Source organism: Streptomyces milbemycinicus (assembly GCF_002154605.1).
GTDB classification, from domain to species: Bacteria; Actinomycetota; Actinomycetes; order Streptomycetales; family Streptomycetaceae; genus Streptomyces; species Streptomyces milbemycinicus.
In genome coordinates, this window is sequence record NZ_MUNE01000187.1 from 26,991 (window position 1) to 33,250 (window position 6,260).

Genomic DNA, 6,260 nt, shown 5'->3' on the forward strand with positions numbered 1-6,260 from the left:
TTGCCAGAAGGTCCACTTTTGCAAGACGTGCCCCAACCAGCCAGTTCAAGTTTCAGCCAAGGTTCCACCAAGGTGAGTAGTTACGTGGCCGGAGCTGAGTACCTGGGCGGATGGGGCCCGGCCGTCCCTACGGAAGAGTGAAGATCACGGAAGGGCCGCTCACTCTCTCCCGGATCAGTTACGGGCAAACACACGTGCTACGACCGCATGGTCCTCGACGTCAAGGGGACGACGAGCAACATCGGCTACCACGTCGGATACGTGACGAAGACGTCGCCCACGCCAAGTAAGAGCATGCGCGTATGCATTACTCCGGACCGCCGCCTCGCGATGTACGCGTGCCCGCACCGATCACCGCTCTGGCCGGAGACCGGCCGATGTTGCCCGTATGGCTGAACGAGTTGGGAGGCCTGACCTTCCAGCTCGGCAGCGGGGACGACCGGCTGTTCGCCAAGTGGGATCCGAAGGGCTCGGGGGCGGATCTGGAGGTTGAGGCCACTCGCCTGCGCTGGGCCCGTCGCTATACGCCCGTTCCTCAGGTTCTGGATCTTGGAGCCGATGAGGACGGGACCTGGATGATCACCAGGGGGCTGCCCGGCGAGAGCGCCGTCAGCCCCCGGTGGAAGGCGGACCCGCGGACGGCCGTACGGGCGCTGGGGACGGCGCTACGGGCGCTGCATGAGCGGCTGCCGGTGGACGACTGCCCGTTCAGCTGGTCCGTCGACCACCGGCTGGACGTGGCCCGGCGCGCGGGCGCCGAGGTGCCCGCGGATCTGCCCGCGCCGCCGCCGATCGACCACCTGGTCGTATGCCATGGGGATCCCTGCGCGCCCAACACGCTCCTGAACTCGGACGGCACATGGTCCGCCCATGTGGACATGGGCGCCCTCGGCCTCGCCGACCGGTGGGCGGACCTGGCCGTGGCCACATGGAGCACCGAGTGGAACTACGGGCCGGGCTGGGATGACACGCTCCTTGACGGCTACGGCATCAGTCCCGACCCGGAGCGAATCGACTTCTACCGACGTCTGTGGGCCGCGACCTGAGCCATGGTCCCGACGCCGGGCCGTACGGCAGCCCCTGCCCCTCCCTCAGCGGTTACGCCTCCCGCCCGGCTCCGACGATCAGACAGGTGGTCGTGGCGTGGGCGATCAGCTTTCCCTGTTCGTCCAGCACCTTGCCTTCGGCCGTCGCCGTCCGGCGGCCGGAGTGGATGACGGTGCCTTCGGCGGTGAGGGTCTGGCCTTCGGTGCGGGCGGCGCGGATGTAGTTCACCTTCAGTTCCAGCGTGGTGTAGCCGACGCCGGCGGGGAGGGTGGTGTGGACGGCGCAGCCCATGGCCGAGTCGAGGAGGGTGGCGGCGATGCCGCCGTGGACGGTGCCGAGGGGGTTGGCGAAGTCGGGGCGGGTGTCGAGGGAGACGACGATGCGTCCGTGGTCGACTTCGTCGAAGCGCATGCCGAGCAGGCGGCCGATGGAGGGGATGTCGGTGGGGCGCTCGGACTGTATCCAGCGCATGAGGTCGAGGCCGGAGAGGCCAGAGAGGCCAGAGAGGCCGGAGAGGTCTGTGGTCGACATGGGGCGGGGCTTCCTTGCGGGGTGCGTCGGCGTCAGCCGAGGGGGATGTCCTTGTCGCGCAGGGCGGCCAGGACGGGGGCGTACATCCGGGTCTTGATGGTGCCGAGGGTGTCTCCGGCCTTGCCCACCTGCGCCGCGGCGAACTCGATGGCGGTCGACCGGACGGCGGCCTCGGCCACCGTACGGTCGACGATGCCCGCGGTGAGCGCGTCGTGGCCGCCGTAGCGGCGGGCGGTGACCATGGCCTCATGGGCGGTCCGCGGGGCCAGCCGGCCCTGGATGAGGGCGGACATGCCCGGGGTGAAGGGGATGTTGATGTCCGCCTCGGGCAGACACCAGTAGCCGCGGTCGGCGCGCATCACGCGGACGTCATGGGCCAGCGAGAACATCGCGCCCGCCGCGAAGGTGTGCCCCTGCAGCGCGGCCACGGTCACCAGCGGTAGGGACAGCATCCGGGCCAGGAGGTCGTGTACGGAGACGACGTAGTCGTGGTGCTGGTCGGCGTGGGCGAGCAGCCAGTCCAGGTCCAGGCCGTTGGAGTAGAACTTGCCCGTGGCGGCCGTCACCAGGGCGCGGGGCCCCTCCGCCGCCCGGACCTCGTCCAGCGCGGCTTTGACGGAGGCGAGCCAGTCGGGGTGGAAGCGGTTCTCGCCGTCCCCGAGGTCGAGTACGAAGACGTTGTCCTGGCGGTCCAGCGTGGGCATGGCTACTCCTTCACACAGGGGCGGGTACACGCAGATCGCAGACGGCGGGTCATGGGTGCGGGGCGGGCCCTGCGCGCAGGGCGTGGCCCAGCAGGTCGTGGATCTCGGCGGCGGCCGCCTCGAGCGGGGCGGTGCTCTGCTCGGCCCGGCACATGATCACGGCGCCTTCCACCGCGGCGATGATGAACGCGGCCAGCCGCCTCCCCCGCGCTTCGGGCAGGCCGTGCCGGACGAGCAGGGCGGCCAGCGCCTCCTGCCAGCGGGCGAAGACCGCGCCGGCGGAGCGGGCGAGGTGCGGGGCGTCGTCGTTGGTCTCCACGGCCACCGCCACGATGGGGCAGCCGGCCCGGAAGCCGCTCTCGACGAGCCGGTCATGCCACAGCGCGAAGAACGAGTCGACCACCGCGAGCGGGCCGTCGGCCTCTGCGGCGGTCTCGATCAGACCGGCGATGAAGTCACCGGCGAGCGTCACCGCCTCGTCGATCAGCTGCGCCCGCCCACCGGGAAAGTGGTGGTAGACGGAGCCGCGCGGGGCTCCGCTGTGTGCGAGGACCCGATCTATGCTCGTGGCGCCGGCGCCGTACTCACGCAGCAGCTCCGCCGCGCTCAGCACCATCCGGTCACGGCTGTCGCTCCTGCGCCGGCTCACGCCGCCGACCGCGCCACTACCAGCGTTGTCACCGTCCCGCCGCATGCCGGAAGCCTTCCCGCAGGTCTCACTACCTGGCGGTAACTTATGCTGTATGGCATAGAACATGCAAGGGTTCAGGAGCGGGGCGTCGACCTCGTCGGAATGGGCGGGCGAGGCGAGTTCCGCAGGGCTACGCGGCGGACACCGCCTCCCGTATCGCCTTCGCGGTGGACGCCGGGTCGTAGCCCTCGGGGAGGCCGGGGACCAGGATGATGTCGCCCTCGATGTGGCGCGAGCGCAGCGGGGCGATCTCCTGGTACGCGGGCGAGTCCCACCAGGCCCGCGCCTCGGCGATCCCCGGGAAGCCGATCACCACGACATGCCCGGGCCAGCTGCCCTCCTTCACCTCGTGCTGTGTGCCGTGTACGAGGAACCGGCCGCCGTACGGCTCGAAGGTGGCGGTGATGCGCTCCATGTACTCCGCGATCTCCGGGTGCGGGGCGGCCTCCCGCAGATGACCTATGACGTAGGCAGACATGGGTGGCGTCCTTCCGGTCGGTGGGGCCATGGGGCTCCGTATGCCGACGATCGTGGCGCACGGGGGATGTCGGGGTCGATGACCTGCCAGGTAATCGACCAGGTCATCAGCCGGGGCGTCGCCCCCGCTCTCAGGCCGCTTCGCCGCGCGGCCGGCCGCGGGTGGGGCGGGCCTTCCGGGCGTAGCGCCCCGGGGTGACGCCCACGAAGCGTTTGAAGTGCCGGGTCAGATGCGACTGGTCGTAGAAGCCGACCTCGGTCGCCACCTCCGCGGGCGGCCGGCCGTCGAGGAGCAGCCGCCGGGCGTGGTCGACCCGCCGGGCCATCAGGTACTGGTGCGGGGCGATGCCGAAGGCCGCGCTGAACGCCCGGACCAGGTGGGTGGGGTGGGCGTGCACCAGCTTGGCGGCATCGTCCAGGGTCACGCCGTGCGACAGCCGCTCGTCGAGGAGTTCCCGCAGGCTGTGCGCCACGCCGAGGTCCGTTTTGGGTGGCGGGGCGGCGAGCCGGGGCCGCAGGTGGCCGCGCAGCCGTTCGCCGATCAGGGCGAGGCGGCTCTCCGCTTCCAGTTCGTCGCCGCGCTGGGCCAAGGCCGCGTGCAGCTGTCCGATGCGTCGGCGCAGGAGGGGATCGACCATGTCCGGGTGGTCCACCGCCGGGCCGATGAGCCCTTCGTCCAGCTGGGACAGGTCCAGATAGACCACCCGCTTGCGGAAGCCCTGCGGGGTGGCGGGTGAGCCGTTGTGCGGCACCTGCGGGGGGAGCAGGGACACCGTGTCGTTGGGGGTGCCGCATTCGCGGCGGTTCAGGTCGTAGCGGACCGCGCCGTTGTCGACGATCAGCAGGGTCCATACGTCGTGCACGTGCATCGGGTACGCGTGCTCGGTGAAGTGGGCATGGAAGACCTCGACGACGCCCCGGACCTGCGGGCGCCACGCGGATACCTCTTGCGGGGACACCATGCAAGAAACGTACAAGACGGTACGGCGGGGCGGTCGGCAGCCTCGAAGCATGACAAGCACGACGAGCGACACGGCCATGACCGCTGAGACCGCCCCCGTACGTTTCGATACGAAGATCGCCGTGGTGCTGCGGGAGGACCTGCAGCCCTGGCAGCGGCTGAATGTGACCGCGTTCCTGGTCAGCGGCCTCGGCTCGGAGCTGCCCGAGGTGATCGGCGAACCGTACGCCGACGCCGACGGCACCCCGTATCTGCCGATGTTCCGCCAGCCCGTCCTGGTCTTCGAGGGGACGAAGGAGACGCTGACCGCGGCGCACGCCCGTGCCCTGTCCCGCTCGCTCCCCCGGGCGGTGTTCACCTCCGACCTCTTCACCACCGGCAACGACCGGGACAACCGCGCCACGGTACGGGCCGTACCGAAGGACCAGCTGGATCTGGTGGGGCTCGCCGTGTACGGGCCGCGGAACGCGGTCGACAAGGTGATCAAGGGCGCTCGGATGCACCCCTGAGCGCCGCGAACCAGATGCCCGTGGCGGCGCAGGCGACGGCCGCCATCAGAAAGGCCCAGAACGTCCCGGTCATCCCGGAGGCCCCGGTCGCCCCGGTCGCCCCGCCCGCCATGAGAGGCGCGCCCATCATGGCGACGCCGAGGCTCGCGCCCGCCTGGCGGGCGGCGTTGAGGAGGCCGCCGGCCGCTCCGGTCGCGCTCTGCGGGGCGCCGCTGACCACGGCGGTGACCAGGGCGGGGAGCGCGAAGGAGACGCCGAGGCCGGTCAGCAGCAGGCCCACGGCCAGCCAGGCGTAGCGGGCGTCGGCGCGGGCCGCGAGGGCGAGGGCGGCGGTGCCGGAGGCGAGGAGTGCCAGTCCGGCGAGTACGGGGAGCCGCGGACCGGACTTCGCGACGATTCTCCCGGTCAGCGGCGGGTTCACGGCGAACGGCACGGTGAGGGGGAGGAAGGCCAGCCCGGTGACCAGGGGTCCCATACCGCGCGCCTGGAGGAGCAGCGGGAGGACGAAGAGGGTGCCGGTGAGGGTGAAGTTCACCGCCGCACCGGCGGCGAGGCCCGCGCGGACCGCCCCGGAGCCCAGCAGCGCCGGGTTGAGCACAGGGGCGGAGCTACGGCGTTCAAGCCTGGCGAAGACCACGGCCGTCGCGGCGGCACCGGTCAGCGCGGCGGCGGTGTGGCCCCACGCCTGGGCGCCCGCCGCGATGAGGCCGTCCGTGGCCAGCGCCAGGCATACGCAGGCGGCGAGCTGGGCCGGCCAGTCCAGGTCGCGGTCGCCGCGCGGACAGCGCAGCTGCCGGGTCGCGGTCAGAGCGAGGACCAGGGCGCCGAGTGGGACGTTGATGAGGAAGACCGCACGCCAGCCCGCGACGCCCACCAGCGCCCCGCCCGCCAGTGGACCCGCGGCGACGGCCGCGCCGCTGATCGCCGCCCAGGTCGCGACGGCCCGGGCGCGCCGGGCCGGGTCCGGGTACAGGCGGCCGATCAGCGCCAGTGACGACGGTACGCAGGCGGCCGCCGCCGCCCCGAGGACCGCCCGTACGGCGATGAGGGCGCCCACGGTCGGGGCCAGGGCGCACAGCGCGGACCCCGCCGCGAACAGCGCGATGCCGGCGCGGAAGACACGGTGGGCGCCCAGCCGGTCGGACAGCGCTCCCGCGGACAGCAGCAGAGCGGCGAAGACGACCGTGTAGCCGGTGGTCGCCCACTGGAGGCCGGCCACGGAGGTGTGCAGCGAGGCGGCGAGATCCGGTTCGGCGACGGACAGCACGGTGGTGTCGAGCAGCACCATGAAGTAGCCGAGCGAGATGCCCAGGAGGGCCAGGGGTGCCGGGGGTGCCGGG

Annotated in this window: 8 protein-coding genes and 1 pseudogene; 3 read left to right on the plus strand and 6 right to left on the minus strand. The window is 71.9% G+C overall.

Features of this window, described 5'->3' with window-relative positions:
* Positions 1-192: 192 nt before the first annotated feature.
* Together CCN51_RS59975 and CCN51_RS16700 are read left to right on the plus strand one after the other, a co-directional pair.
* Positions 193-396: pseudogene (locus tag CCN51_RS59975) on the plus strand (hypothetical protein); the annotation flags it as partial.
* Positions 339-1,046 carry an aminoglycoside 3'-phosphotransferase gene (locus CCN51_RS16700; RefSeq protein WP_238545421.1) on the plus strand — a complete coding sequence of 236 codons (708 nt, stop codon included), beginning with the start codon at positions 339-341 and terminating at the stop codon, positions 1,044-1,046. The pseudogene CCN51_RS59975 and the gene CCN51_RS16700, both read left to right, overlap by 58 nt.
* A gap of 52 nt (positions 1,047-1,098) precedes the next feature.
* Here the strand turns inward: CCN51_RS16700 and CCN51_RS16705 are convergent, their stop codons facing one another.
* The 5 genes from CCN51_RS16705 to CCN51_RS16725 form a co-directional block, all read right to left on the minus strand.
* A complete protein-coding gene (locus CCN51_RS16705; protein ID WP_014178192.1) occupies positions 1,099-1,578 on the minus strand; it encodes a PaaI family thioesterase in 480 nt (159 codons plus the stop codon).
* A 32-nt stretch (positions 1,579-1,610) separates the two neighbouring features.
* Positions 1,611-2,282 carry an enoyl-CoA hydratase-related protein gene (locus CCN51_RS16710; RefSeq protein ID WP_014178191.1) on the minus strand — a complete coding sequence of 224 codons (672 nt, stop codon included), beginning with the start codon at positions 2,280-2,282 and terminating at the stop codon, positions 1,611-1,613.
* A gap of 49 nt (positions 2,283-2,331) precedes the next feature.
* On the minus strand, positions 2,332-2,931 hold the full coding sequence (locus CCN51_RS16715) for a TetR/AcrR family transcriptional regulator (protein ID WP_238545420.1): 600 nt from the start codon (positions 2,929-2,931) through the stop codon (positions 2,332-2,334).
* A gap of 172 nt (positions 2,932-3,103) precedes the next feature.
* Positions 3,104-3,451, minus strand: a complete 348-nt coding sequence (locus CCN51_RS16720) for a DUF1330 domain-containing protein (protein WP_014178189.1) — start codon at positions 3,449-3,451, stop codon at positions 3,104-3,106.
* 130 nt (positions 3,452-3,581) lie between these two features.
* The gene (locus tag CCN51_RS16725; RefSeq protein ID WP_086859688.1) at positions 3,582-4,412 is read right to left on the minus strand and encodes an AraC family transcriptional regulator; all 831 of its coding nucleotides are present in this window, start codon (positions 4,410-4,412) and stop codon (positions 3,582-3,584) included.
* 49 nt (positions 4,413-4,461) lie between these two features.
* On the opposite strand from CCN51_RS16725, the gene CCN51_RS16730 reads away from it, so the two are divergent.
* Positions 4,462-4,920 carry a DUF2000 domain-containing protein gene (locus tag CCN51_RS16730; protein ID WP_086013671.1) on the plus strand — a complete coding sequence of 153 codons (459 nt, stop codon included), beginning with the start codon at positions 4,462-4,464 and terminating at the stop codon, positions 4,918-4,920.
* Here the strand turns inward: CCN51_RS16730 and CCN51_RS16735 are convergent.
* On the minus strand, positions 4,895-6,260 hold a 1,366-nt coding region (locus CCN51_RS16735; RefSeq protein ID WP_211303230.1), incomplete at its 5' end, for an MFS transporter. The two genes, CCN51_RS16730 and CCN51_RS16735, sit on opposite strands and share 26 nt — an antisense overlap.